This is a genomic window from Paenibacillus sp. QJM3NY_38 (assembly GCF_056173265.1).
On record NZ_CM149665.1, the window covers coordinates 4,473,682 to 4,498,496 of the forward strand.

The window sequence follows — 24,815 nt, forward strand, 5'->3', positions numbered from 1 at the left end:
TCGGGACAAAATAAGATCAATTGCCGGATATTCGGCTCCCCCGTCCTTTCAAATACGGCAAGAAGCTGTCCAAGGACAGCTTCCGAAAGTGCACCCTATGGACGGGATCATCCGATATTTAAAAATCTTATTCTGCCGTCCTTTCTTCCTGGGAAGAAGTCGAATCCGTCCTGCTTTCTGGAATCAATAGTTTGGTCAGCTCCGCTTCAGCTCGCGACGATCGATCCGGATATCGATATAATGTTTAACCTCAGGCGGCCGGGCATAAAACGGCTCCAGAGACGCATTCCATAGCTTATAGTCCGGATGCCCGCGGAAGCCGATCAGGTGATCCTTAATCCCGCTCCAGCGGACGAGGAATATATATTCATCCCGGTTCTCCACGCACTTGTTAAGCTCATGGCTTACATATCCCTTTTTCGATAACAGAACGCCGGAAGCTTCCCGAAAAGCACTTTCAAACTCGCTTGCCAGCCCCGGTTTGATATAAAGAATCGCTGATTCCAGTATCATATCGTATCCCCCTCTTCGATATCCATCCGATCAACGTTAAAATGTAACGCTTGTTTATGGCAGCGCCATCCTAGGAAAACAAGTAGGTGCAGTCAAGTATATGCTGATATAATGAGAAGCATGAATACACTTATAAGGATGAGACAAACATGGCATTCGGCATCTCGAGACAGGAATTGCAGCAATGGAAGCAGAAGGTTGCACAAGGAGACATCGCTTTTTTGACCCATTATTGGTACGACAAGCGGTTTCCGGAGTTTAATACCGTAACCAAAGTAGGCTGCTCGAACATCCAGCGCCTGGAAGACTGGTGTGTATCCAACGGACTTAATCCGGAATATATCCATTACCGTCTGCCTTACCCGCATTTTGATCTGATCGGTCCCAAGCAAACCGAATTACTGCATAAGTATAGGCTCGAAGAACATATCGCCCGCTTCGGTCTGTAAACGCGGATCGGCTTACTCTTTCAGAAGACTACAAAACCCGCCTGAGTCCCACGGCCATTCTCACGACTTGCCGTGTTGATCAGGCGGTTATTCATATTATTTCATCGACTGGATCGTACCGAGTTTTCGAATTGTTCTGTTCTCTTTTCATAACCTCATGTAACGGCTCCGCTAGTCATCTTCTTCAGTGTCTTGTTAATCCAGATCGCAGCCATTGCGCCTTCCCCCATCGCCACGGTGGTTAATTCGGAATGGACGCCCAGGTCACCCGCGGCCCAAAGTGACTCGACACTCGTCATTTTGGACCTTGGATCGGTCTTGACATGACGGTTGTGCTCCAGCTCTGCCCCCAGCTGCTCGGCCAATTCGGAATGGATCATATTCCCGCCAAAAGATATGAACCCCCGCTCCGCAGGCACGATGCTCCCATCCTCCAACACAACGGCCGATAGGATGCCGCCCTCCTCGCGAATTTCCGACACCTTTTTCTCTATATACGGAATCCCGAGATCCGCCAATTGGGACATATGCTCGGAAGAAACCGGCTCCCCCTCATGATTGATGTAGATGATATCCTGCGTCCGCTCCGATAGCAGCACGGCCATACTGGCACCGGGATCGCCCGATCCCATCACGACGGTCTTGCGATCCTGAATTTCATATCCATCGCAATCAGGGCATACAAAGACGGATGTGCCCAGCGTAGACATCAGGCCTGGCAGCTGGGGAAAACGGTCCATCACGCCTGTTGCGAGCAGCAGGGTTTTGGTCCTGTACCGAACTCCGTCTTTACCAGTTAACACAAAATACTCCGATTCATCCCGCTCCGCCTTCCGGATATCATCGTCTGCAAACGTAACGCCGACAGACTCCGCCTGCTGACGCCCCCGCCCCCTGAGCTCTTCGCCAGAGACCCCATCTGGCCATCCGAGGATATTGCGGTAGCTCTTGCAAATGGTGGACCGCCCCGTTCCCCGGTCGATCACCAGGACATCGTAGGCAGAATACCGCCCCAGCTGTATAGCCGCCTGCAGACCTGCAATTCCGCCGCCAATGATAATGCAATCTTTCACTTCGGTATCCAACATGTAGGTTTATCCACTCATTTCTATATCGAAATAAACGCAGGAACTCTTTGCTTCAAGATCTACTTCAAGAAGAGAGGTACACCCTAAATATTTAACCAATCTGCCGTGATTTACTCCTGTAAAATCAAATAGACCCCGGCACAAAGCGCCGAGGTCCAAACCAATGAATCACAGGAGAAGCTGTCCGGCTAATGCACCGGCAATCACAACAAGCCACGGAGGGCTCTTCCAGAACATCAGCATCCCGAACAGCCCCGCACCAATCACAAATTCAAGCGGACTGTGGATGGAGGATGTCCATATGGGATGGTACAGAGCAGCCAATAGAATCCCGACCACTGCCGCATTCATGCCTGTCAGCAAGCCTTGCAGCTTAGGGTTTCTGCGGATGCTGTTCCAGAAAGGCATGGCCCCTACGATAAGCAGAAATCCAGGCAAAAAGATAGCCAGTGTAGCCACGACACCTCCAGGAATCCCCTGAATCAAGACCCCGAGGTAAGCGGCAAAAGTAAATAACGGACCGGGTACTGCCTGTGTTGCTCCGTAACCCGTCAGGAAATCCTCTTTAGACATCCAGCCGTTCAGCACCGTCTCATTCTCCAGCAGTGGGAGAACGACGTGCCCTCCGCCGAATACAAGCGATCCGGCTCGGTAGAAGCTGTCCACCATGGCTACCCAACCGTTATCGGTCAACCCTTTAAGGAGCGGCAGACCCACTAATAACACAACAAACATGCCCAAGCAAAAGAGTCCGGCTCTCCGTCCGATCGGCATCTTTATCTCGGGTGCTGCTTCTTCGTTCGCTTGACGCTTGAACAACCACAGTCCTGATATGCCGGCAAGAGCAATGACCGTCACTTGAGAAATGGGACTCTGCCACAGCAGAACGACTGCCATGGCTATTAAAGCTATAGCAGCCCTTACAGGGCCTGAGGCCAGCTTTCCTGCCATACCCAGAACCGCCTGCGCCACGATGGCCACTGCGACAATTTTCAGCCCTTGAATCCAGCCTGCCGAGCCGGGATCGAAGGTTTGCATCAAATAGGCGAAGATCATAAGCATGAGCACGGACGGTAATGTGAAGCCAAGCCAGGCGACGATGCCGCCCCAGATGCCCGCTAGCATCATCCCAACTCCAATACCCACCTGGCTGCTGGCGGGTCCGGGAAGAAATTGGGCCAGGGCCACCAGATCCGCATAGCTTTTTTCGTCCAACCATTGCTTGCGGCGCACATAAGTTTGGTGGAAGTATCCAAGATGTGCGATCGGTCCGCCAAACGATGTAAGCCCCAGTTGCAGAGCGGTCCACCAGGTTTCGCCGAGGGCACGCCACCTGCCAGAGGGCTGCCTATTGCCAACTTGAACTTGAACTTGTTCTTTGTCTGTCTCCGGATTCAATATTCATCGCTCCCCATATGCTTAGTGTCATGTAATAGAAATCGTAAACCCGTTAACCCTTAAGTATACAGGTCATCTTTATCAAATTTCAGAGTATACCAAACTCTCATGATCAATCTACCCATTTATGTAAACGCTATGTAAAATCTAAAGAATTTTGAGTGATATCGTGTGAAATTCCGGTACATGTACTAAAAAAAGAACAACCCAACTGAACTTATGTCCATGGATCGCTCTTATGTTCATATTGAATGTATGCGTCACTATAATGTGACTGGTATAACGTTAAGCCTCCGGCTTCGTTTCGTTCGGCACGGAGAGATACCCTGGTTTCGCAGCGCCAAAACCAAAAATGAACAATACAACGACAATGGCGGATAGTACCGCCAGAGGCACCTTCCATCCCCCTGTTGCATCATGCAGGAAACCGATGAGCAACGGACCTACTGCAGCCAATAAATAACCCAGCGACTGGGCCATACCGGATAAAGCGGCAGCTTCTTGAGCCGATTTCGTACGAAGGGTAAAGAACATCAGGGATAAACTGAAATTGGCCCCGCCTGAAATACCTACCAGCATCACCCATAGCAGATTTAATGAAGTCAGACCAGAAAACAAGCCTGCGTATCCGGTCAGCATAGACAAGGCAGAGATCGTCACCAGCATACGCTGATTGGGATTCCGGCCAGCCAGAACAGGAATAATGAAGGAGAATGGCAGGCTGACAAATTGGAGAATCGAGAGCATCCAGCCCGCGGCACTATAATCCATGCCTTGGCTTCTTAGAATCTCGGGCAGCCATGAGATGTTCACGTAGAACGTAAACGATTGAAGACCCATGAATAAAGTAATATACCAAGCAAGCGGTGACCTCAGCACACTCTGATGTTTGGTAGCAGCCGAACTGACCTCAGCGGTTCTTCCGGAGCTCCGGCGCTGGATGATCCATACGATCAGAGCCAAGACGGATAACGAACCCCAGATTAATAGAGCCCCTTGCCAACCAAGCCCAGCTTGGGTAGCCAGCGGAACGCTGATCCCGGATGCGATCGCGGCGAGCAGGTTCATCGAGGCAGAGTACGTCCCCGTCATCAATCCGATATGCCGCGGGAAATCCCGCTTGACTAAACTTGGAAGCAGCACGTTCCCAACGGCTATAGCCATTCCGAGAAATGCGGTACCGATTAACAGCGTATAAGGGGATGATATCGAGCGGATGCCGATGCCGAATGTCAGCACCACCATACTTAGTAAAAGAGTAGTCTCCAGCCCCCATTTTTTAGCCATGGCCGGTGCCATTGGCGACAATAAAGCAAAGGCTAATAGCGGCAGTGTAGTGAGCATACCCGCCAACGTGTTCGAGATTCCCGTATCGTCGCGGATGATCCCGATCAGCGGGCCGACCGATGTAATCGCCGCTCTCAGGTTAATGGCAATCAGGATGATACCTGCAAACATCATCCATGTGCGCCCGGCGGAAGTTGTGTTTTGATCTATTGATGTTCTTGATGTCATGACATGAACTCCTTACTTTCAAGCGATATGTAAAAATAAACTTATCCGAGTTTATCACAAACCCGGATATTAGGCTATAGCCTCGGGAAGCTTCATGGCAGCTTTTAGGGCCAGTCTGTCGCCTATTCAGCGTTGTACATTAACCTGTAGACGCACGTATAGAGCCCTACACAAGCGGGCTCCAAGCGTACACGGATAATTTTTGGACATCGCGAATGAATTCATTATAACGTTTCTGTATTTCCTCGGATGCGTACTGACGAAACTGTTCGAAGATCCCCATGCACCGCAGCATCCCGTTATCACTTTTGATTCTGATCGAGTACTCGAGGCTGTCCAGGATGTAGGATAACCCCCAATCATACTGTTTAGCATTTAAATAGTATATCCCTAACTCGGCGAGGAGACGGGTGTATCGATTTAATGTGACGTGCACATTAATGTTGCTGATTTGGTTTTTCTGAGGTTTGTAGGTGAGATACATTTTAAAACGTTCAAGTATATCATCCACATTGAGCCGGTGTCGATTTGCTGCGAGTACAATATGACACAGTGCTACAAAGATTTCATCTTCTCTTGATTCGATGTATTTCACATAATCAGGCAAAACGTTATACTCTCCAGCCAATATGGAATGCAAGTATCGATTGGCTTCAGCCCATTCACTAAACTGCTTTATGACTCTACACTCATCTTCGTTAGGGTCCGTTATCCAATCAGGACTTTCGTATAATCGTATATAGGACAAAGCTTGTTCATAATCTCCACGTTCACTATAACTATTCTCTCGAGCTAAGTATGAATACAAGATATAAAAAACTAATGGATGATTACCTGGGTACTCATTTTTTTGATTCTGATATCTAGTCATGGCTTTAGATCCCATTTTTACAGCTAAATAATCCACTTTATCCCACTGACCCAATGAACCACTGACATTTATTAACTCTACATATGCTGCAAGTTGATACTCTTCATCCAACCGTTCAATGTACGGCTCAAATAACACAACAGCCTGCCAATTAGATTCTTGATTATCACTTAATCTTTGTAAAAAGAGACGGTAGTGACAAAGGGCGAGCCTTTCAGAGTGTTGAAACTTTTCACTTTCAGCAACACATTCATACAACGCGGCGGCTGCGTTATATTTTTTTTCGTTATAGAATGATTCCGCCATTTCAAATAACATCGGTGCGTAAGTAATGTTTTCCATTGCCATTCGAGCAGCTAATTGTAAGCAATCCAGCTTATCTAACTCTGCACATCGTTCAAGAAAAGCTCCTAGTCGCCTCCAGTCAGGAGTAGCATGAAATATACATTCAAAAATGTATTTATCGTAAAAGTGACCTTCCTTAAATCCAATACAGGAGGTGATCTGATCCAGTTGATTCATTGACATTGGACGGTTTCCATTGAGTATGCCGCTTAAAGATCCACTGTTAATTTTTGATATTTTCGCAAACTGATTAATCGTCAGACCGTGCTCTTGCAAATATCTAGCTATTTCTCCGCGAATCGTGGCTGTCGTTTCCAAGTAACAACACCCCCAGAAAAATCTATTGATGAGCATTTCCCCTCACACTTGAGGGCTCCAAGCATACACGGATAATTTTTGGACATCGCTAATCAAATCATTGTACCGTTTCTGTATTTCCTGGGAAGAATACTGACGAAACTGCTCGAAGATCCCCATGCACCGCAGCATCCCTCTGTCGCTTTTGATTCTTATTGAATACTCCAAACTATCCACAATAAAAGCTAAACCACGATCAAATTTTTTGGAGTTCAAATAGTATATACCTAGCTCTGTAAGGAGGCGAGCGTATTGGTTCATCGTCACTTGCTCACTTATCTTGCCAAGTTGGTTTCTTTGTGGTTTATAAGTCTGATACTCCTGAAATAGCTCCAAAATATGATCTATGTTGAAGCGATGTCGATTTGCTGCTACAACAATATTACACAAGGCAGTAAAAATCTCATCTGGTCTGGATTCAACATAGTTTACATATTCAGAAAGAACGTCAGAGTCTCCGGACATTAACCTGTATAAATATCGATTCACTGTTGCCCATTCTTTAAACTGAATGATAACGATTTTTTCCTGTTCGGAAGGTGCCTTTATCCAATCCGGGTTTTCATACATGGACAAATAATCTAATGCTTCCTCAAAGTTCCCCGCTTCACGACGGATACTCGCTTGAATTAGAAATGAATAGAGGATATAAAAAATTATGGGCTTTTCCTGTCCGCTATCCTTATTTACGATTTCACAGTTGTTCTTATATTGTAGTCTTGCTTTATGACCCATTTTTCTAGCCAGGACTTCCACCGTGTCCCACCGCTGAAAAGAGATATTCACATTAATAAGCTTTCTATAAGCGTCTAATTGATATTCATCCTCTAACCTATCAATATAATGCTCAAAAGATACTGCCAGCTTTAGATTAGCTTCGACATTGTCACTTAACTCCATAACAAAGAGCCGATATTGGCATAATGCAAGCCTTTCAGAATGCTGGAACTTTTCACTTTCAGCCACGCATTCATACAATAATGCCGCCGCTTTATACTTTTCCCTGTTAAAGAATTCCTCAGCCACTTCGAAAAGCATCGGCGCATAATTGATGTTTTCCATCGTCATTCGTGCAGCTCTATGCAAGCAATCCAGTTTACCCAGTTCTGCACATCGCTGAAGAAAAGGACCCAATCTCCGCCAATCTGGAGTGGTGTGAAAAATACTCTCAGTTATATAAAGTTCATAGAAGTGCCCCTCATTCAGCCCCATTCCTTCAGTAACCCGGTCTAACTGGTGCATGGACAAAGGACGATTTCCATTTAAGATATTACTGAGTGTCCCGCTATTGACACCCGATTTCTTGGCAAACTGATTAATCGTCATACGTTGAATCTGCAAATATCTAACTATCTCTCCGCGAATCGTGGCTGTCGTCTCCAAGTAACAACACCCCCAGATGGAAAACCAAATGTTAGTATAGTAAATAATTAATTACATGCTATTATTTTACATTCGCGAGGTCAATAATTTCATTAATCAAATAAAGATGGCTCCACTATGTCTGGAACCATCTTTTTGATTAAATCTATTAAGATTATATATTATGTCGTTCCCGCACCATGAGACAAAGACGTCATATTTGTTCCTGACCCATGACTATAAACTGCTGCTTTGGGAGTGCTAATAGTATCAGCACTTATAATCATTGATGGAACTTGGAACAGAAAAACAAGACTACAAATTGTAACTAGATAAGCTAGTTTTTTTTTCATATTATTATATGCACCTCTCTACCAATATTTTTCTAACTGTTGTTCTTCATTTTGATAAAACATGGTGAAATCCCCCATATTCCCCCTTACAGTACCATAAATCGAGTCTACTTGACATAACCAAAAAGAAAACTTTCCATAAACAAAGTATCGTAGCGATACAATATCATCGGTAAGCAATAGATGTTCCGATTTTTTTATTATTTAAACTCTGAACATCTTTTACTAAGTATTTATATTTTTGTTGAAGTTCGTTTGAGGAGTAATGACGAAATTGTTCGAAAACCCCCATACATCTAAGCATTCCCTTATCACTATTTATCTTAATCGAATTTTCTAAACTTTCTAAAATAAACTTAAGTCCACTTTCATAGCGATTAGTGTTCAGATAATAAATTCCAAGTTCAGCGAGTAATCTTGTATATCGATCTGCTGTAACCTGCTGAATTATCTTTCCAATATGATTTCGTTGTTCCTTAAGAACAATATATTTTTTAAACTTATCCAAAATATAGTCCACATCTAATTGATATCGATTAGCTGCAATCATGATGCTACAAAGCCCTAAAAATATCTCATCTTCTCTACTGGTAATAAAATCTACATAATCAACTAATAAATCATCACTTCCAGCCATTAACTTATATAGATATTTGTTAGCCTCTGCCCACTCTTTAAACTGCTCAATGACTTTGATTTCCTCCTGATCAGGATCATCGATCCAGGTAGGATCTTCATAAAAGGTTACAAATTCTAATGCCTTTTCATAATCACCACACTCATAACAAACAGTTGCTCGAATTAAATGCGAATATAGAATATAAAATATAAGGGGTTTATTCTGTCCTTCTTGATTTTCAAAAATTTCACCAATATGTTGGTATTGAATAGTCGCTTTAGTACCCATTTTTTGAGCTATTGCATCAACCTTATCCCAACGATGTAAAGATAGGTTCAAATTTACCAATTCTTTTAACGCATCCAACTGATACATCTCATCCAACCGATCCACGTATGGCTCAAAATAAACGGCTGCCTGCAAATTTGCATCTTGATCATCGCTTAACCCAAGCGTAAACAACCGATACTGACAAAGGGCCAATCTCTCGGAATGCTGAAATCGTTCACTCTCCGCCACGCTTTTATACAGCAGTACAGCCGCCTCATGTTTTCCCTCTTTGAAAAATAGCTCTGCCGTTTCAAAGAGTAAGGGGGAATAAGAGATATTATCCATCGTCATCCGGACAGCCTTGTCCAGACAATCCAGCTTCCCCAGTTCCGCGCATCGGTGAAGAAACGGACCCAGCCGACGCCAATCCGGCGTAGCATGAAAGATGCATTCCTCTATATACAGCTCGTAAAAATAACCCTCTTCCAGACCCATACCTAACGTAATCCGGTCCAACTGCTGCATGGAAATCGGGCGGTTCCCATTCAGAATGTTGCTGAGCGTGCCGCTATTGACCCCCGATATCTCAGCAAATCGATTAATCGTCATTTCGTGCTTATGTAGAAACTCTTCCATTTGTTCGCGAATCGTGGCTGTCCTTTCCAAGCTAACACCACCCTCTAGGATCGAACCCAAATATTAGTATATTTCTCTATACAGTAATCATATTGATTAATATTCCAGCGGTCAATACTTATTTACGTCATTTTTTTACAAAAAATAACCAATACAATTTAAAAATGCCAAATTCAGCACTTTTCTTTACTATTTATATATCGTCATATGGATCACTACGATGAGAAAAAGCGCTCCGAAATTTTCGGAAGCGCTTTGAAAGTTGGATTACACCTTAACGGCCCTGACTTCAATCAAGTCAGGGCCGTTACTTACTATATCCTCTCCTAGCTCCTTCTTGCCTGAATTAAGGTGAACCAATCCGAATCCCCATTAAATACACCGTGTACTCTGTATACAGGCTGATAGAAGCCCTTCGTGTCATATATAAACGTAAGCTCAATTCCTGTTATATCTAGTTGGTCACCTTTTTTAATGACGAGTTGATCAGGCTTTAATATTGCATTTCTTTTGATTTGCGGAAATTCTCCATCCTGGATACGCTCATATACCTCTGCAGGGGACAGTATATCTACTTCCTTAATAAATTGATTCTCTTGAAGCCCATTATTTATCGAATAGATACTGCCATCTTGTTTAAGACCGAGTAACAGTTCGCCAGTCCAATAACTTTCGTTAACCCCCGCTTTATCCTGGAGGGACCATTGAAATTCTCCGCTATCCAATGCTGTTAAATGAGCCTCTTGAGGGAGTAGGCCAAGATCGGCTATTATGGTTTTGGCTTTTGAGAGCATCGGTTCTTGGTCAGCGAGTGCAGTTCGCTCTGGTGTATAATTGTCCTCAATTAACGACCAGTTTCCCTCTTGGGATTGATAGAATGTATATGGTGTTCCTGATTTGTCTTCCATTAGAACCTCACGATCGCCGCCTCGATCCTTAACCTTCAACAACTCAGATAATCCTAACTTCTGCTGCAGCAGGGTCTCTACACCATCCCGCTGAGTGATTTTCTTGTGTACGGGAGCGACTGCAGGTGCCGTGCTTAGCTGAAGGGATGTTGTCACTTGAACATCTGTCATGTTCCATTTGGTATACGAGTTTATGGCCAGATTGCCGAACTCCTGTTGGGAATACACAATATGCATACCGACAAAAAACAAACCCATGATTAGAGGGATCGCCAGGTTTCCCAGCAGACTTTTCATTTTTACTCTTTTGTTGTCAGCAATGGAAGCAGTAAGTCTGTATAACTGATATCCAAAAATACCACCAAGCGTGTTGTTCATGATATCAGCAAGCTCAAACAGCCCTGCACCTGACAGCGTCTGGTAGGTTTCAATAAAGAGCGTAGAACCTACAACGACTAGAAGAAGCCACTTAAACGCTTTACATTTTCGGCTGATGAAGGGCAGCAATATTCCCATAGGGATAAACATGATGATATTAAATATGCCGTTCTGAAGATCACGTAAGGAATATTTGTTCCACGCTTCGATATAATCGCTGAATGGATGGAGATTTATCTGCAAGAAATGGGAATGGCCGCGCCCGAGCATGGTTAGCTCAAGCACAAATACAACATATCCGATGAACAAGGCGCCAAGAAAAAGCTTTTTCATATGAATCCTTGGCTTTCTCTCTGATTGTTGTTTTCTATAATAAAGATAATAATATAACCCGATTAGAACGAATTCGATCCCGATAATTAATATGACCGGCAGCATTAAAATACGGAGATTCGTATAGATTGCATCGATCCCCAAGACGAGGTCCCCCTTATGACTTTATTCTAATGATGGTTGACACTGTCTTTCCTTGCAGTTTCAAGTCAGAGTCAGTCATTTTTATATACTCTCCTGCTTTAACGCGTCGATAATGTTTTCCTTTTTTACTTTCGCGCTGGAATATAGCATGGCAGAACCGACAATGACAAATACAGCGGCAATGACAGACAGAATACTCACCCAGGGAATGACGAATCCGTAGCTATATTTGTTCGCAAATGCCATATAGATCAAATACATCACGACGAAGCTGATAGGAAGCCCGAACAGCAGTGATTTAGCCCCGTAAAAAACACTTTCGTAGTTCATCATTTTCGAAAAGCCTTTTGGCGTCATTCCAACGGATTTCAGCATCGCAAATTCCCGCTTTCGAAGGGAGATGCTCGTTGAGATCGTATTAAAAATATTCGCAATCGAAATCACTGAAATTAATACGATAAAGCCATAAGAAAAGACGGACATCAATAGTATCATCTGTTCTTCCTGTTTTCTGGATTGGTACACATTGTACGCATACAGATTAGGCTCTTTCATATCTTCGATTTCCTGCTGCGTTTTCAGCGGGTCCGCACTTTTCAGATAGAGAAAGGTTTGAACGAACTCCCCACTCTTATCGTCTGCCAGTTGATTCAGGACCTGTTCCGAAACGACTATATTTAGCCCGCCTCTTCCGACTAAGTTCATCCCCATCGGAGATCGATCCGTCAACGCCGCAATGTACACTTTACTTACATCCGTTTCTTGCTCCGTTTCCTCATGGATCGTCGTCAAATCGAGACTTTGCCCGACACCCGTATGAATTACCTTCGTTTGGACGTATTTTCCCGTATCCATATCTTTATAATCGATCGTATCGATCACGATGGCGGCGGGATGATCCGGATCCGTCAGTAACTCGTAATCTGCGCCGACTGCTTTGGCATAAGCCCGCAGGTTCGAATCGTTTAATGCAGCGATTTTAATATCATAAGGATATTTTCCGTCCTTCAGGATACTCCGATCCTTCTTGACCGCCTCCTGCAATTCATCGGCGATAGACGCTTCTTCGATCCAAGCGTTCCTGTACAACTCATGTATTACGCTGTATTCCGACACATCCGAAAGGGATGCAATGGATTGAACCAACCGATCGTCTATTCTTTTTTCATTGCCGTAAGATAGTTCGATATCATAGTTGACGCCTTCCTGCGACATAGCCAAGGTTTGTTTCAGATTACCGGTAAAAAATGATACCGTTAAAAACAAAACGATGCTGATCACGAGCGAAAACACGGTGGCATGGTATCTCCGCTTGTTCCTTTTCAAGTTTTTCAATCCGATCTCCGCTTCGATTCCGAAGAGCCTTCGAATCCATTTCGGCGTTTCCACGCTTTTGCCCGTAAGCTTCACATCGGTAGTTTGACGAATCGCATCCATGGCGGAAATCCGGGATGCTTTGACGGCCGGGAGATACGTCGAAATGAAAATCGTGAACATCGAAACAGTGCAGGCAATCAAAAGCGATAACGGCGTGACGATTACCGTTAGCTTTTCAGTAATTCCTAATGCTCCTTGAATTGTAGCGTTAATAAACTGAAAAGTAATGCCGATCCCGGCAAGACCGCATAGGATTCCAACGGGAATGCTGATCAAGCCAATAATGACCCCCTCAAAAAACACCGAATTTCTCTTCTGCCTTTTCGTAGCCCCCACGCTTGCAAGCATCCCTAAATGACGGGAACGTTCCGAGACGGAAATCGCAAAAGCATTATAGATCAGCGAAACCGAGCCGATCATAATAACCGCCATCAGGATCACCGATAAGGAGAACATCGTGCTGTACGAGGCTTCGCTTTTGGAGACACCATAATAATGAAGCAAATCGTGATGATATTGGACTGTTTCGATATGGTTGTTCTCTGCCAAATTTTCAGCATGAGCGAACAAAGACTGATTGACTTTTTGCAAGACGACCACCGCATTGACTCGATCGTTTGCCCCGATGAGGTTTTCATTGACATAGCTAATGGCCGTATACCCCGGGGCCCACGCCGGTTCCCATACGGGAGATTTGATGAAGCCTACGACCGTGTAATCCCTAGTCATTGTATTATGCAGTGTTTCGTTCTTTTCGTTATCTACGATGCGCAGCGATTCGGTTTGACCCAGCGGTTGATCGTTCCCTACCTCGAATCGTTTGCCGACGCGAAGGGTGAGACGATCTCCGAGTTCGTATTTCACCTTGGCATTCATCGCAATAGCTTCAGAAATTACAACTTCCTTGTCTGTTTGCGGCAGACGCCCCTTGCTCAATTCAATCGGAAATTGCGCTAAACCTTGTGCATCATACGCCTTGATGAACAAGTACGGCTTATTTGGATTTTGTCCCCCTTCGAATGGGGCATAGCCAAGATCCTTGGTGATTGCAAGGGTCTTGGTTGCGTCATCGTTTTTTATCGCTGCAAGCTGTTCCTTGTTGACATCCTGATATAAGACATGCCATTCCCCTTCATCCGCGATGGTTTGCCTTTTCATTAAATCCAAGTAAGAAAAACCAAGCGTAGCAACAGCCGTCACCATGGCAACTGACAACATGACACCTATGATGGTTACAAGCGTTCGTCTCTTGTTTTGCCTCAAATGTCTGACGGTAAGTTTATTGACAATATTCAAGGACGAATCACCTCGTCTTTGGCAATTCTTCCGTCCTCAATCGAAATGACCCTGTCCGCTTGCAAAGCGATTCGTTCGTCATGCGTGATCACGATCAATGTCTGGCGATAGGTTTTATTCAACATTTGTAATAAGTCGATGATCTCGCTGCTATTCTTGCTGTCCAAATTCCCAGTGGGTTCGTCCGCCAGCATAATGGCAGGATTACTAATGAGCGCTCTGCCGATCGACACCCTTTGCTGTTGTCCGCCTGATAATTGATTGGGCAGATGGTTTAAACGATGTTGCAGATTCAGAGTCTTCACCAGACCATCCAACTGCTTCTGATCTACCTTCTGGTTATCAAGCAAGAGCGGGAGCGTAATATTCTCTTCCACCGTCAGGACGGGAATCAGATTAAAAAACTGATAGATCAGTCCGATTTGTCTCCGCCTGAAGATGGCCAGCTGCGTTTCGTCCAAGTTATACATATCCGTACCCTCTACGAGGACTTTGCCGCTAGTCGGCCGATCAACACCGCCCAGCATATGCAGCAGCGTGGATTTCCCCGATCCGGACGGGCCGATAATCGCGACGAATTCGCCTTTTTGAACCGAAAATGAAATATCGTCAAGCGCCCTTACCGCCAATTCGCCTGTGCCGTATATTTTAGACAAATGCTCGATTTTTAAAATTTCCAATGCAAACCCTCCATCTCGTTGCTGATGGATATCATTTTACCTGTCCAAAATGACTTTCAAGTGACTGCCAAGATGACAATTTAGTCACATACGATTAAATTACTTGTTTATAAAACTTAATTCGAAATTGCGTACCCTTGTCGCAGCTGCTTGTCACATCAATCACTCCGTTCTGACTCGCAATGATGCTGTAAGCCATCGCAAGTCCGATGCCGATGCTCCCCTCGCTCGCATTTTTCCCTTTATAAAAACGTTTAAATATATACGGTAAATCTTCTTTTGGAATTCCTTTACCGTTATCAGCAATGATAATTTCCGTAAATAGCGCATTTTCGGAAAAAGAAATGGCTATACGTCCGCCTTCATGCGTGTGCTCGACGCCGTTTTTCAATATATTAATGAGCGCTTCGGCCGTCCATTTGAAATCACCGACAAAAGAGACGTTGTCATCGCCTTTGATGGAAACCGCTTGGTCCTTGATTTCCAACGGAATCAACACCGGTTCTAATGCCTTTTGTATAAGCTTATTAACGAATACCTGATCTTTTTTGAACTGGATTGTCTTTTCCTCGATTCTCGATAGCTTTAATAAGGAAGAAACAAGCCAATCGATTCGTTCTAGCTGAATACGGATATTGCGAGTGAACTCCGTTCTTTTCGCTGGGGGCAGGTCGGGTTTGCTTAATAAATCCGCCATCACCGTCATGGAGGTAAGGGGCGTTTTAAGCTGATGCGAGATATCGGAAATGGCATCCGTTAGTCCCGTTTTGTCTCGCTGCAGAAGCGACCGCTGCTCTGATAGCATAAGCGTCACTTTATAAATATCATTCTTTAAAATGCTAAGCTCGCCTTCTTGATTATCGCGAGCGTCAAGTGAATAATTACCACTGCTAATTTCACGCAAATAGACGGACAGCTTTTCAAGTTCGCGGTATCTCCATCTCGTGAATAACAGACTGCTTCCCATAAGTAAAATAGACATGATGAAAACGAGCGCCGCAGCTGCAGACGAAATAAAAGCAGCCGCAACGCCCCCCGCTAAACTGATGGAACCCATAATCAACAATAAAATCTGAATCTCTCGATTACGCAGCATCTAATCACCAACCTTATATCCTAAACCGCGTACCGTTTTGATCATCGTGGGATGCTGCGGATCATCCTCCAGCTTTTCCCGTAGTCTTTTGATATATACCGTTAGTGTATTGTCGTTCACGAAGTCGCCAGCCACGTCCCAAATCTGCTCCAAAAGCTGATTTCTTGAGAGAACTTGCCCCATATGATTACCAAAAATCAACAATAAGCGATACTCCAGAGCGGTCAATGAAATTTCGGCTCCGTTTTTATACACTTTTCCTTCCAGCGTATTCATGCGAACCTGGTTCAGGTTAATGATCCCTTGGGTCTGTGGCGACTTATGGTATCTACGCAGGACGGACTTGATCCGCGAGAGAAGCTCGCGAATACGAAAAGGCTTTGTAATATAATCATCGGCTCCCATATCAAGCCCCATCACGACATTGACCTCATCGTCGATCGCCGTTAAAAAGATGACCGGAATATCTCGTCGTTCTTTCACCATATTGCACAATTCATAACCGCTTCCATCCGGAAGCGATAAATCAAATAAGCATAGAGCGAATTGATCTATATGTTCAGTGAGCACTTTTTTTGCAGATTCGACATCATAGCAAAGAACGGTAGAAAAGCGATCTTGCTGCAGCGAATATTCCAGTCCGGACGCAATCGTTTTATCATCTTCCACTAATAATATTTTCATCTGCAGATCATCTTTACGAACGACCATAAAGAAATAAGCCTCCTATATTCAAATGTCCGCTAGCTCAAGCTTAGCGGTCGTCAGGCATTTTCAAAGCACACTCTTGATGTTATTCCCGATTAAAGATGTAGCTCACCCAACATTAACACGTTATCAGGAATCCTTGCAAAAAGCGATGGAACTGAAACCAGTCATATGATTAACCGGCCTCGATAGATAACTGGCCAGGAAAAAATGAGCGTATAAAAAAACGCTAAGCCTGTCAAGATTGAAGGCTTAGCGTTATATTCGTTAAAATGATTCCCGTCTCCGCGCAAGATGCTTACCCAAGAACCAAACGATCATCCGACAGCTTATGACCGCTAATCTGCTCAAATTCCCCGAGCAGCTGCTCCACCGTCAGAGATTTCTTGCGCTCTTCGTTCACATCCAGAATGATACGTCCTTTGTCCATCATAATGAGGCGATTGCCTAGACGGATGGCTTGCTCCATGTTATGTGTGACCATGAGCGTGGTCAGCTTCATGTCGCGTACGATGTCATCGGTTATTCGGGTGATCAGCTCCGCACGCGCCGGATCAAGCGCTGCTGTATGTTCATCCAGCAGCAGGATTTGCGGCTGCGTGAAGGTCGCCATCAGCAAGCTTAGCGCTTGACGCTCCCCTCCGGACAGCATCCCCACTTTGGCTCGGAGCCGATCCTCGAGACCAATGCCGAGCCGCTCTAAATGCTTGCGGAAGCCCCCGCGCTTGGAAGCTGTGACGCCGATGCTTAGCCCGCGGGACTGTCCGCGGCGATGAGCCATCGCAAGATTCTCTTCAATGGTCATATGCGGCGCAGTCCCCGCCATCGGATCCTGAAATACCCGGCCGATCCAGCGGCTGCGACGAAATTCCGGCAGATGACCGATTGAAGTGCCGTCAATGCGCACTTCACCAGCATCGGGCTTCATTACCCCGGAAATGATATTCATCAGCGTGGATTTGCCTGCACCATTACTTCCGATAACCGTTACGAAATCCCCCGGCTTCAAGTGAAGATTGATATCCATCAAGGCAATCTTCTCGTCCACGGTTCCCGGATTGAACAGCTTGGACACACGGTTCATTTCCAGCATCAGAGCGCACCTCCTTTGGTCTTCCCTTGCGTAGCTAATAGTTCGGTTGAGCGCCTCCGTGCCTGTGAACGCTGCTTCATCGCCCGATTGATGGTCGGAACCACGAGAGCAATAATGACAATGATCGCTGTGATCAATTTTAAATCCGACGCTTCGAGCCATGGGATCTCATAAGCAGCAGCAACAACAATCCGATAAATAATCGAACCGCAGACTACAGCCAGCGTCGTCCGGAACACCGAACCGGTCCCCAGCACGGCTTCACCAATAATAACGGATGCCAGACCGATAACAATCATTCCGATACCGGAGCCGATGTCCGCAAAACTGGATTGCTGGGCCACCACAGCCCCGGATAAAGCTACCAGTCCGTTCGAGATGCTGAGTCCCAGAATGGTTGTTGTGTCCGTGTTCGCACCAAAGCTGCGGATCATCCGCTTGTTATCACCTGTCGCCCGCAGTGCAAGGCCAAGGTCCGTGCGGAAGAATGCATCCAGCAGTAGCTTTCCGATAATCACGATTACCAACATAATATAGATCGGATCAATAGTTCCGAAGATAATTTTTTCCTGGCTTAGTGAGATGTTAGGCTTGCCCATAATTCTCATATTAATCGAGTACAGCGCAATCATCATAATAATACCTGAGAGCAAGCCATTGATCTTACCCTTGGTGTGCAGCAATCCTGTACAGATACCGGCAAACATCCCTCCGGCAAATGCAGCCAGCGTAGCGAGCCATGGATTCACACCGTTGGTAATCAGAATCGCTGCAATCGCTGCGCCTGTCGTAAAACTTCCATCCACTGTTAAATCCGGAAAATCCAATATTCGGAACGTAATATATACACCGAGCGCCATCAACGCATACAGCAGCCCCAATTCAATCGGACCATCCAGCTTCATCACGAAATCCAGCATGTCTTTGACCTCCTTTAGGATTAAGCAAGGCGCGGGCTGTTATCTCCGCGCCTTACAGTTACTCAATGATGTTGTTGTCCGGGTCTTTGACTTCCTGTTTCATGGCGTCGGTCACTTCAATTCCATATTCAGCCGCAACCTTCGTGTTCAGGATCAGATCCAGCTTATCCGGCTTCGTGATTTCCATGTCCGCCGGATTTTTGCCGTTTTTCAGGATCTCTACAGCCATCTGTCCAACTTGATAGCCGTGGTCGTAATACTTAAATCCAACCGTTGCAAAAGCTCCCTTCTCCACCGTATCGCGGTCACTGGAGAAGAACGGAATTTTATTTTTTTGTGCTGTCTGAATAATTGTCTCGACTCCACTTACTACAGTATTATCTAGCGTGATATAAAAGGCATCGACTTTACCGACTAGCGATTCCGCTGCTTGCTTCACTTCCGAAGTATTGGTAACGGCAGCTTTTACAAGCTCGATTCCATGCTCCGAAAGTACCTCTTCTGCTGTGTTGGCCATAACAACCGCATTTGCTTCTCCTTCATCTAAGACCAAACCAATTCTCTTAACATTTGGAAAATGAGTACTAACAAAATTCATCAACTCTTTGGTTGCTTCAGGATTCGTATCGGATGCCCCGGTGATGTTGCCGCCGGGTTTCTTCAAATCGCTGACCAGCTTCGCATCAAGCGGATCTGTCACCGCTGCAAACAAGACCGGCTTCTCCTTCACGTTCTGTGCCACAGCCTGTGCCGAATCGGTTGCAATTGCGACCACCAGATCCGCTTTCGTATCCTTCAGCTTCTGGCCGATCGACAGGTTGTTCGCTGGATCGCCTTGCGCATTGTTATAATCGATTTTCAGCGTATTGTCTTCCTCGGAAATTCCGGCTTCCTTCAATGCCGCCAGAATGCCTTCCCGCGTTGCATCCAAGGATGGATGCTCTACGATCTGCGAAATAGCGATGCTATAGGATTTCTTCTCCGCTTCTCCGCCGCTGCCCGTTTGAGTCGTACCGCCACCTTCCGGCTTGTCCCCGCATCCTACAGCTGTAACCAGCAGTGCGGAGAGTGTAAGTGATAACCACATTTTTCTCTTCATCATGATTCCCCTCTCATTTGTTAACCGCTTCGTTCTTAAACCATAATTTTCTACATAAAGCGACAACGCTTCCCCGCTTTCATCGACGAAAGCATTAAAGTCAAAAAATAGGTCGTTCCAATTGAACAACGGTCTATTATGAACATTTTATATGTACCCAATTGTTTTCGTCAATCAAGATTTTATAAAGCGTGTAATGGTTTACATAAAGAACATCCCCGGACATTACACGCTTCCGGGGATGTCAGCTAAACGAAATATTATTTATATAGTAGAAAAAATTCGGAACGTCTACAAAATGGACCGGCCCTGCATCGTCGCTAACCACGCTTCTGCCATGAGCGCATGACCTGCGGGGGAAGGATGAACACCGTCAGATGCCCAGTAACTCATCTCTATCTTGGAGCTGGCTGCAGCAAAAATGCCGTCGAGTGGAACGTACAGCGTCTCAAATTCTCGCGATAATTCGCGAACGGCCTGAATTTTGGGATCCAGATCCTCCCGCCATTCCTTCTTCGCTTCCGTAACAGGCAGCAAGAACGGCTCCATAAGAATAAAATTCGCGCCGGTTAACTCGCGGGTTTGGATAAGCAGCTCACGATACCCTTCATAGTAGGCTTCCACGGACGTTGCTTCCCCCCGGTTATACTTCCTGCCGGTCTCATTAATACCGACCAGGATGGATACCCATGTCGGATCCAGGTCAATGCAATCTTCCTCCCAGCGCCCCCGCAGATCGACGACCCGGTTACCGCTGATTCCGCGGTTTACAAAACGCAGCCTTTTCAAAGGCAGCTCCATTCCAAGCCGGGCAGCAGCCATCAGCGCATATCCATGCCCCAAACTGTCTGACTCCTCGTAATTTCGCCCGCAATCGGTAATACTGTCGCCTTGAAACAAGACGAGTGCATTTTGCTCGATATGTACCATGCTGTTCAACGCCTCCAATAATTGAAAGTGTTCTCAAGCTCACCCCTTCATCATAACCGCTTTCCTGCAATCGTGAAACCCCTTAAATTCACATATCATGGCAAACTTTCTATACATTTAAGTTGACTATGTGAAGTGAATTCACTACAATTCTATAGGTACACGTATGGCTGAATATATAAAAGAACAGGTGATTAAATCATGTCAGAGCAACAGAACTATCAGATCCTTCTCTATTATAAATTTGTTCAAATCCCGGACCCTGAAGCGTTCAAAGACGAGCATCTGCAATACTGCAAAGATCTTGGACTCAAAGGACGTATCCTGGTTGCCTCCGAAGGCATCAATGGCACGGTATCCGGCACGATTGAACAAACTGAGCAATATATGCAGGATATGCACGCCAACCCGCTATTTGCGGACATGGTGTTTAAGATTGACCCTTCCGAAGGACATGCATTCAAAAAGATGTTTGTCCGTCACCGCGAAGAACTCGTTACTTTTCGTGTCGAGGATGAACTCAACCCCAACGAGATTAGCGGAAAACGCTTGTCGCCCCAGGAATTCTTTGAACACTTGCAGCGTGATGATGTCATCGTCATCGACGGGCGGAATGACTACGAATACGATATCGGCCACTTCCGCAATGCGATACGTCCAGAGGTGCAATCCTTCCGTGAGTTTCCGGAGTGGATTCGCGAGAACCTGAGCGAGCACAAGGATAAAACCATCCTGACTTACTGCACAGGGGGCATTCGCTGCGAGAAGCTGACCGGTTTCATGCTTAAGGAAGGTTTCAAAGACGTTGCCCAGCTTGAGGGCGGCATTGTCACCTACGGTAAAGACCCTGAAGTACAAGGCCGTCTGTTCGACGGGAAATGTTATGTATTTGATGAGCGTATTGCCGTGCCGATCAATCAAACGGACGAGGATGTCATCGTTGGTAAATGCCACCATTGCGGAAAGCCGGAAGATCGGTACATCAATTGCGATAATGACGCTTGCCACCTGCAGCATGTATGCTGCGAAGAGTGTGAGGAGCTTCATCATAGCTGCTGTTCTGCGGAGTGTGAAGAGATTGTTGCTGCAAGCCACAATGCTTCCTGAGCCAACCCAGCCATAAATGCTATAACCAAACGAAAGGGCAAGATGCGAATCACTCGCACCTTGCCCTTTTACTATACAATCTCGTCTGCATTCAGACGTATTAAATATCATGGAAAACAGCCAGTTCAGCTTCGATAGCAGCTTTGATCTTCTCGATGCATTCTTCCGTCGTTGCCGCGAATACACGTTTACCATTCACCAGTGCATATGGCCGCAGCTTGCACAGACCGCAAAGATTCATGCAATCCGCCCGCAGGACAGCGATTTCGGGATACAATTCCTCAAGATGCTCAAGCTCCAAAGCACTCATCAAGTTGCTGTCGCATATTTCCACAACGACAATCCCCATGCCCATCTTCATCACCACTATTCAATTTGACAATACGTTCATTCATTATGAGGAAAACGCCCGAATTTGTCAAATCGATCGTTGTGGAAGATCAATGAATGAGGGATTCCGCCCCATCAATGTAGATTTCAGTGCCGGTAATATGGGAGGCATCATCGGATGCAAGAAATGCTACAAGCTGGGCAACCTGTGAAGGCTGTCCCGGTCCATCCGCCAGAGGCTGATCACCTTCCGGATATTCAATTGGGATCGTCACCTCGTCCAGCTCTGGCTTCGCGATGGTGCTCTCATCAATGTTGGTGGCAATCGCGCCGGGGCAAATGGCATTCACCCGGATTTTATAACGTGCAAGCTCCAGAGCTGCCATCTTCATGAAAGCCACCTGCCCGGCCTTCGTGGTGCTGTAGGCTGAGAAACCAAAGCCGGTAAACACCCGGTTACCGTTAATGGAGCTCGTAATGATGATACTTCCTCCATGCTCCTTCAAATAGGGAATCGCGTATTTAACCGTGGCAAACGTTCCTCTTAGATTGGTATTGATTGTAGCATCCCATTCATCCAGCTCCATGATCTCGATCGGGGCCTTGGTCCCGTTGATCCCGGCGTTGGCAAACACGATATCAATCTTTCCCCACTTCTCGGCAGCCTGGCTAAAGCAATCTTTCAGCGATTCCGCTTTGGAAATGTTACAGTTGCCGGTTAGCGCTTCGCCCCCGCCTTGTTCAATCGTTTGTTTAACCTTCTCCACACGTTCACGATCAATATCGATCAACAGCAGATTAGCTCCTTGCTCTGCCAAAAGAAGGGCTGCGGCCTGGCCGATTCCGGAACCAGCACCGGTAACGATGGCTACTTTACCATCCAAACGTTGATTAGTTGACATTGCCACAACCTCCTCGTTTAAGTTTTCTTGATTATAGATAACCCAACGAGTCCGTGTCTGAATCTTGGTACCTCGAGCTGTTATGATGCGTGTACGTAATCAATCTCTTCTCTGCTCGAAATCTCCTGTCAGGTAAAAAAGAAACCGCTCCTCGACTCATCATGGCAAACAGCTTACCACTTGAGCCGTAAGAACGATCTCTAAGTTCATTCGCTATGCGATTACTTGTTCTTTCGAACCTAAAGCTGGAATACCGCTGGTTTTACGCATACCGGTTTGGACTGCGAAACCATATATCCTGTAAAGGCAAGCTTGCCATCCTCCGGATTCACCTTAAACAATACCAGGTTATTCCCATCTCTATTGGCAACAACCAAGAACTTGCCACCCGGCATGAGTGTAAAATGACGCGGGTGCCCGCCTTCTGTCGATATATATTGGACCGGGCTTAAGCGACCGGTATCTTCATGCACGTTGAATACAACAAGGCTGTCATGTCCGCGGTTAGATCCATATACCGTTTTGCCATCCGCAGACACGGCGATTTCGGCGCAGTAACTCTCCCCGTCAAAATCCGCAGGCAGTGTCGATATCGTCTCCAGTACCTCAAAACGACCTTCGTCTTGGATATAGCGAAGCACCGTGACACTGGAATTCAGCTCGTTGATGACATATGCGTAAGCACCGCTTGGGTGGAACGCCAGATGACGAGGGCCTACGCCCGCTTCCAGCTGGGTTTCGCCATGAAAGCTCAATTCTTGGGCATTCTCATTTACCGTGTAAGCGAGAATTTTGTCCAGTCCCAAGTCCTGTACGAACACGTATTGACCATCCGGACTGTAAAACGCCGAATGCGCTCTGGATTGCTGATCTCCCTGCACAGTTACGAGATCGGCATGTTTCTTCTCATCCAGCAGTTCACCGGCTTGTCCATCCTTACCGATTGCATGAAGGCCTACCAACCCTCCATGATAACTCGAAACAATCAGATACTTACTCGCTTCATCTCGCTGGATATGGCAAGTAGAGCTGCTCACACTGCGAACACGGCTGCCTTCGGTCAGCTTGCCGGCAATAGGGTCAATCTCAAAGCTGATGACCTCGCCAGCCTTACCGCCATCCTCTGAAATTTCGCCAATGGCATATAAACGTCTGGCTTCCGGGTCCACGTTCAGGAAGGTCGGATTCTTAATGCCGGACACCTCATCAAGCAGCTTCAATTCGCCGCTATCCTCGTTAAATTCATATACGCATATTCCGCTTTGGTTGTCTTCCGCATACGCACCTGTAAATAGCAGCGTACGCTGGGATGGATTCGCCATAATGCCTATCTCTCCTCTCGTTTATCTATAATGATCATGATTTATGTAATGGACTATCAGTTACCATGTTAACTTCAACCCCAATGAAAATCAAATGACTTGATGTCCGAGGCCTGTTTGTCTTTTGCCATACCGGGTATGTATGTATTATATCGACTGAAGGAGGTATTCCCATGAAACAACCCAACAGCGAGGAAGTACGCAATCAGCAGAATGCGGAGAATGACTCTCAGGAACAAAGAGACAAGGTGAAGAAACATCAGGATGTGGAGCCTCAGGCTGAAAATTGGAATCCTCGGGATCTCCCCGATCCGAACGAAGACGATAAATCAAAATCATAATCGCTAATGTAAGAAGGCCGCATGGCAATGTCCATGCGGCCTTCTTATTATGATTGTGTCGCAAAGCTTGGATAG

General features: G+C 45.9%; 22 protein-coding genes. 3 read left to right on the forward strand and 19 right to left on the reverse strand.

The genetic code is table 11. The annotated features are described in order from the left end of the window. Positions 1-195: 195 nt before the first annotated feature. Complete coding sequence (locus AC0VZ8_RS20595) at positions 196-513, reverse strand: antibiotic biosynthesis monooxygenase family protein (protein ID WP_475484250.1); 318 nt, start codon at positions 511-513, stop codon at positions 196-198. A gap of 149 nt (positions 514-662) precedes the next feature. On the opposite strand from AC0VZ8_RS20595, the gene AC0VZ8_RS20600 reads away from it, so the two are divergent. Further along, positions 663-962: a hypothetical protein gene (locus AC0VZ8_RS20600; protein WP_475484251.1), complete on the forward strand. Its 300-nt coding sequence runs from the start codon at positions 663-665 to the stop codon at positions 960-962. 155 nt (positions 963-1,117) lie between these two features. Here AC0VZ8_RS20600 and AC0VZ8_RS20605 read toward each other — a convergent pair whose 3' ends face one another. The 15 genes from AC0VZ8_RS20605 to AC0VZ8_RS20675 all read right to left on the reverse strand — a co-directional run bounded on the left by AC0VZ8_RS20605 (position 1,118) and on the right by AC0VZ8_RS20675 (position 20,738). Continuing rightward, on the reverse strand, positions 1,118-2,050 hold the full coding sequence (locus AC0VZ8_RS20605; protein WP_475484252.1) for an NAD(P)/FAD-dependent oxidoreductase: 933 nt from the start codon (positions 2,048-2,050) through the stop codon (positions 1,118-1,120). Positions 2,051-2,218: 168 nt separating this feature from the next. Further along, the gene (locus tag AC0VZ8_RS20610; RefSeq protein ID WP_475484253.1) at positions 2,219-3,448 is read right to left on the reverse strand and encodes a chromate transporter; all 1,230 of its coding nucleotides are present in this window, start codon (positions 3,446-3,448) and stop codon (positions 2,219-2,221) included. A 285-nt stretch (positions 3,449-3,733) separates the two neighbouring features. Next, positions 3,734-4,963, reverse strand: coding sequence for a CynX/NimT family MFS transporter (locus AC0VZ8_RS20615; RefSeq protein ID WP_475484254.1), 1,230 nt, complete (start codon positions 4,961-4,963; stop codon positions 3,734-3,736). Positions 4,964-5,129: 166 nt separating this feature from the next. Then, positions 5,130-6,497 (reverse strand): helix-turn-helix domain-containing protein, encoded by a 1,368-nt coding sequence (locus tag AC0VZ8_RS20620; protein ID WP_475484255.1) that lies wholly within the window; start codon positions 6,495-6,497, stop codon positions 5,130-5,132. A gap of 42 nt (positions 6,498-6,539) precedes the next feature. Beyond that, positions 6,540-7,919, reverse strand: coding sequence for a helix-turn-helix domain-containing protein (locus AC0VZ8_RS20625; RefSeq protein ID WP_475484256.1), 1,380 nt, complete (start codon positions 7,917-7,919; stop codon positions 6,540-6,542). A 498-nt stretch (positions 7,920-8,417) separates the two neighbouring features. Continuing rightward, complete coding sequence (locus tag AC0VZ8_RS20630) at positions 8,418-9,806, reverse strand: helix-turn-helix transcriptional regulator (protein WP_475484257.1); 1,389 nt, start codon at positions 9,804-9,806, stop codon at positions 8,418-8,420. A 296-nt stretch (positions 9,807-10,102) separates the two neighbouring features. Next, a complete protein-coding gene (locus AC0VZ8_RS20635) occupies positions 10,103-11,539 on the reverse strand; it encodes a VanZ family protein (RefSeq protein ID WP_475484258.1) in 1,437 nt (478 codons plus the stop codon). Positions 11,540-11,620: 81 nt separating this feature from the next. After that, positions 11,621-14,212 (reverse strand): ABC transporter permease, encoded by a 2,592-nt coding sequence (locus AC0VZ8_RS20640; RefSeq protein WP_475484259.1) that lies wholly within the window; start codon positions 14,210-14,212, stop codon positions 11,621-11,623. Beyond that, a complete protein-coding gene (locus AC0VZ8_RS20645; RefSeq protein ID WP_475484260.1) occupies positions 14,209-14,892 on the reverse strand; it encodes an ABC transporter ATP-binding protein in 684 nt (227 codons plus the stop codon). The genes AC0VZ8_RS20640 and AC0VZ8_RS20645 overlap by 4 nt, the downstream gene beginning before the upstream one ends. A gap of 94 nt (positions 14,893-14,986) precedes the next feature. Beyond that, positions 14,987-15,988, reverse strand: a complete 1,002-nt coding sequence (locus AC0VZ8_RS20650) for a sensor histidine kinase (RefSeq protein ID WP_475484261.1) — start codon at positions 15,986-15,988, stop codon at positions 14,987-14,989. After that, the gene (locus tag AC0VZ8_RS20655; protein WP_475487732.1) at positions 15,989-16,672 is read right to left on the reverse strand and encodes a response regulator transcription factor; all 684 of its coding nucleotides are present in this window, start codon (positions 16,670-16,672) and stop codon (positions 15,989-15,991) included. It abuts the gene before it with no gap. A gap of 322 nt (positions 16,673-16,994) precedes the next feature. Next, positions 16,995-17,789 (reverse strand): ABC transporter ATP-binding protein, encoded by a 795-nt coding sequence (locus AC0VZ8_RS20660; RefSeq protein ID WP_475484262.1) that lies wholly within the window; start codon positions 17,787-17,789, stop codon positions 16,995-16,997. After that, on the reverse strand, positions 17,789-18,709 hold the full coding sequence (locus tag AC0VZ8_RS20665; RefSeq protein ID WP_475484263.1) for an ABC transporter permease: 921 nt from the start codon (positions 18,707-18,709) through the stop codon (positions 17,789-17,791). The genes AC0VZ8_RS20660 and AC0VZ8_RS20665 overlap by 1 nt, the downstream gene beginning before the upstream one ends. Before the next feature lie 58 nt (positions 18,710-18,767). Beyond that, the gene (locus AC0VZ8_RS20670) at positions 18,768-19,808 is read right to left on the reverse strand and encodes an ABC transporter substrate-binding protein (RefSeq protein ID WP_260065716.1); all 1,041 of its coding nucleotides are present in this window, start codon (positions 19,806-19,808) and stop codon (positions 18,768-18,770) included. 291 nt (positions 19,809-20,099) lie between these two features. Further along, positions 20,100-20,738: an SGNH/GDSL hydrolase family protein gene (locus AC0VZ8_RS20675; protein ID WP_076322084.1), complete on the reverse strand. Its 639-nt coding sequence runs from the start codon at positions 20,736-20,738 to the stop codon at positions 20,100-20,102. Positions 20,739-20,939: 201 nt separating this feature from the next. Between AC0VZ8_RS20675 and trhO the strand changes: the two genes are divergently transcribed. Then, positions 20,940-21,845 (forward strand): oxygen-dependent tRNA uridine(34) hydroxylase TrhO, encoded by a 906-nt coding sequence (gene trhO / locus AC0VZ8_RS20680; RefSeq protein ID WP_260065300.1) that lies wholly within the window; start codon positions 20,940-20,942, stop codon positions 21,843-21,845. Between the two features lie 100 nt (positions 21,846-21,945). On the opposite strand, the gene AC0VZ8_RS20685 is transcribed toward trhO, so the two are convergent. From AC0VZ8_RS20685 to AC0VZ8_RS20695, 3 genes are all read right to left on the reverse strand, one after another. Continuing rightward, on the reverse strand, positions 21,946-22,194 hold the full coding sequence (locus AC0VZ8_RS20685; RefSeq protein WP_260065715.1) for a YuzB family protein: 249 nt from the start codon (positions 22,192-22,194) through the stop codon (positions 21,946-21,948). A 91-nt stretch (positions 22,195-22,285) separates the two neighbouring features. Beyond that, entirely contained in the window at positions 22,286-23,077 is a 792-nt protein-coding gene (locus AC0VZ8_RS20690) for an SDR family oxidoreductase (protein ID WP_475484264.1), read from the reverse strand. A 239-nt stretch (positions 23,078-23,316) separates the two neighbouring features. Beyond that, positions 23,317-24,399 (reverse strand): lactonase family protein, encoded by a 1,083-nt coding sequence (locus AC0VZ8_RS20695; protein WP_260065298.1) that lies wholly within the window; start codon positions 24,397-24,399, stop codon positions 23,317-23,319. Positions 24,400-24,572: 173 nt separating this feature from the next. Between AC0VZ8_RS20695 and AC0VZ8_RS20700 the strand changes: the two genes are divergently transcribed. Then, a complete protein-coding gene (locus tag AC0VZ8_RS20700; protein WP_260065296.1) occupies positions 24,573-24,740 on the forward strand; it encodes a hypothetical protein in 168 nt (55 codons plus the stop codon). The last annotated feature ends 75 nt before the right edge of the window (positions 24,741-24,815 follow it).

What these genes read in the sequence shown, in the direction of transcription:
- AC0VZ8_RS20595 (WP_475484250.1), bottom strand. Translation starts at nt 513, where the DNA reads ATGATACTGGAATCAGCGATTCTTTATATCAAACCGGGGCTGGCAAGC.
- AC0VZ8_RS20600 (WP_475484251.1), top strand. Translation starts at nt 663, where the DNA reads ATGGCATTCGGCATCTCGAGACAGGAATTGCAGCAATGGAAGCAGAAG.
- AC0VZ8_RS20605 (WP_475484252.1), bottom strand. Translation starts at nt 2,050, where the DNA reads ATGTTGGATACCGAAGTGAAAGATTGCATTATCATTGGCGGCGGAATT.
- AC0VZ8_RS20615 (WP_475484254.1), bottom strand. Translation starts at nt 4,963, where the DNA reads ATGACATCAAGAACATCAATAGATCAAAACACAACTTCCGCCGGGCGC.
- AC0VZ8_RS20650 (WP_475484261.1), bottom strand. Translation starts at nt 15,988, where the DNA reads ATGCTGCGTAATCGAGAGATTCAGATTTTATTGTTGATTATGGGTTCC.
- AC0VZ8_RS20655 (WP_475487732.1), bottom strand. Translation starts at nt 16,672, where the DNA reads ATGAAAATATTATTAGTGGAAGATGATAAAACGATTGCGTCCGGACTG.
- AC0VZ8_RS20660 (WP_475484262.1), bottom strand. Translation starts at nt 17,789, where the DNA reads ATGCTGGAAATGAACCGTGTGTCCAAGCTGTTCAATCCGGGAACCGTG.
- AC0VZ8_RS20665 (WP_475484263.1), bottom strand. Translation starts at nt 18,709, where the DNA reads ATGCTGGATTTCGTGATGAAGCTGGATGGTCCGATTGAATTGGGGCTG.
- AC0VZ8_RS20670 (WP_260065716.1), bottom strand. Translation starts at nt 19,808, where the DNA reads ATGAAGAGAAAAATGTGGTTATCACTTACACTCTCCGCACTGCTGGTT.
- AC0VZ8_RS20675 (WP_076322084.1), bottom strand. Translation starts at nt 20,738, where the DNA reads ATGGTACATATCGAGCAAAATGCACTCGTCTTGTTTCAAGGCGACAGT.
- trhO (WP_260065300.1), top strand. Translation starts at nt 20,940, where the DNA reads ATGTCAGAGCAACAGAACTATCAGATCCTTCTCTATTATAAATTTGTT.
- AC0VZ8_RS20685 (WP_260065715.1), bottom strand. Translation starts at nt 22,194, where the DNA reads ATGGGGATTGTCGTTGTGGAAATATGCGACAGCAACTTGATGAGTGCT.
- AC0VZ8_RS20690 (WP_475484264.1), bottom strand. Translation starts at nt 23,077, where the DNA reads ATGTCAACTAATCAACGTTTGGATGGTAAAGTAGCCATCGTTACCGGT.
- AC0VZ8_RS20695 (WP_260065298.1), bottom strand. Translation starts at nt 24,399, where the DNA reads ATGGCGAATCCATCCCAGCGTACGCTGCTATTTACAGGTGCGTATGCG.
- AC0VZ8_RS20700 (WP_260065296.1), top strand. Translation starts at nt 24,573, where the DNA reads ATGAAACAACCCAACAGCGAGGAAGTACGCAATCAGCAGAATGCGGAG.